1 protein-coding gene is annotated in these 2,091 nt (G+C 34.4%); it reads right to left on the minus strand.

The window, feature by feature from the left end:
* Positions 1–149 precede the first annotated feature (149 nt).
* Positions 150–2,091: DNA methyltransferase (locus BBROOKSOX_RS10375; RefSeq protein ID WP_180324001.1), on the minus strand; the 1,942-nt coding region annotated here is incomplete at its 5' end.

Here is a 2,091-nt window from a genome sequence, read left to right on the forward strand (position 1 = left end):
TAATCGCAGGCACTTGCACCCCAAATAATTGGGCAATTTTTACTTGCGAAAGCCATAGCGTTTCATTATGTAAATAAGTCTCTACCCGAATATCGCCATTGCCATCGTTATAAAGCAAAAACTCGGTCAATTCATCTTGTAGAGTGAGCTTATTCATGGTAAAAATCGTTGTTTAAGTGCTTGGTCTTTTCATCTACAGTCAAATCTTTGTCGTCAATTTCTGCTAGATTTTTGTACAGTTGGTTTTTGTTAAGAATTGAAAATAAAAATTCTAATTGATTGGCTAAACTTAATTTTTCAAAATCTTTTTTACTGGCCAAAAGCTTTTCACTTTCAACATCATAATTTAAAAAAGCGTGTTTGGTAATTTCATCGTATAACTGTTCTATGGTTTTTGCTGTGCCGTGTCCTTGCTTGATGGCGTTCAGTTTGTCAATATATTTTTGGTTGTATTTATCCAATTCAAAATAAATAAATTCGCCACCCCCTTGCCAGTCCACGCTTTTACTAATACCGCCACTATCAAAGTCCAAACTTTCTAATAATTCGCCGTCTTTTTTGACTGTTGTACCGATGACTTTTTGCATTCTTTTAACGGCAATATCCTCGATATAATCCATTTGTTCAATGCCAATGTATTGCCGTCCCATTTTATGAGCCACGGCGCAAGTCGTGCCACTGCCTAGGTGGTAATCAAGGACTAGGTCGCCTTTTTTTGTGGCTATTTGAATAATTTTTTCTAGTAACTTTTCTGGCTTTGGGGTTGTAAATATATTCTGCTTTAATATTTTTTTTAATTCTTCCTTTCCTTGCTGTGTAGAGCCACTAGATTCATTAGCAAAAATAGTATTTGATATTAGCCCCTTCTTTACTTCGTTTAAATATTTTTTTAATCGTGGTATATTTGTTCCAGTTTTACCAAACCACAATCTATTCTCATCATATGCTAATTGTAAAGATTGTTTATTTAATCTTGGGTATGTACCTTCTACTGGAGACCACTCAACCCCATTAGGAAATTCTATTTTATATACATTATCTTTCGTTCCACTTTTTGCTTGCAAGGCAACACTAGTCCACTTTCCTTTTGGGTCGTTATCTGGATTGCTATATCGTGCATCCATTTCTTTTGTTCTTTTTAGTAGGTTGGGTTTCCAATGAGTTTTAATTTTGCAAAAAACTAAAATATGGTCATGGTTTTCATTAAAGTACTTGGCATCATTTTGAACAACATTTTTTTTATGCCAAATAATATTATTAACAAAATTATCCCGCTCAAAAATCTCATCCATCAACACCTTTAAATAAGCCTGTTCGTTATCATCGCACTGCACAAAAATAACCCCATCTTCACTCAACAAATCCCGTGCGACTTCAAGGCGGTTTTTCATAAAAGTAAGCCAAGTGGAATGATTAAAATTATCGTTATAATTAAAACTGTCGTTGCCTGTGTTATACGGCGGGTCGATGTAAATCAGTTTTACTTTTCCAGCAAAATTGCTTTTTAGTGTGTGCAATGCCAAAAGATTATTGCCTTTGATAATTAGATTATCTTTAATCAAGCCGTTTTCATCTCGCTTAAAATCCACCTCATCACTGGCACCATCTTGTGTGTATTTTCTTGCATTTGTGATTACTTTTTTATCTAGCAAGCGGTTAATTTCATCTTTTGCAAGCACTTCGTTAAAAAATATTTCTTTGCATTTCTCGTCGTCTTTGGATTGCCCGCCCTCAAGCACACAATCTTTAAAGGGAAAAGACACCACCACCTCATTAATTTGTTTCATATGTTTGTTGGAAATAGTCAAACCGACTTTATTAGAAAACTTGGTATAACTGTCAAGCAAAAAGTTTTTGTCATCAATGTAATCAATAAACTTACGGTAATTAAAGATTGTGGCAGTATCTATTTCATCAAAAAAATGGGCTTTGCTGTCTGGGTCATTGAGTAGTAATTTGATTAATTCAGGGTCAAATTTTTCGGCACTGTGTTTAACATTTTGCTTGAGTAATTCCCCTTCTGCATCGGTGAATTGACTCAGGGTTTTTAATAATTGTTCTAGTTGCTGGTTGAATTTCATAATAGTTACC

The sequence above is a fragment of the bacterium endosymbiont of Bathymodiolus sp. 5 South genome, assembly GCF_900128535.1.
Lineage (GTDB): Bacteria > Pseudomonadota > Gammaproteobacteria > PS1 > Pseudothioglobaceae > Thiodubiliella.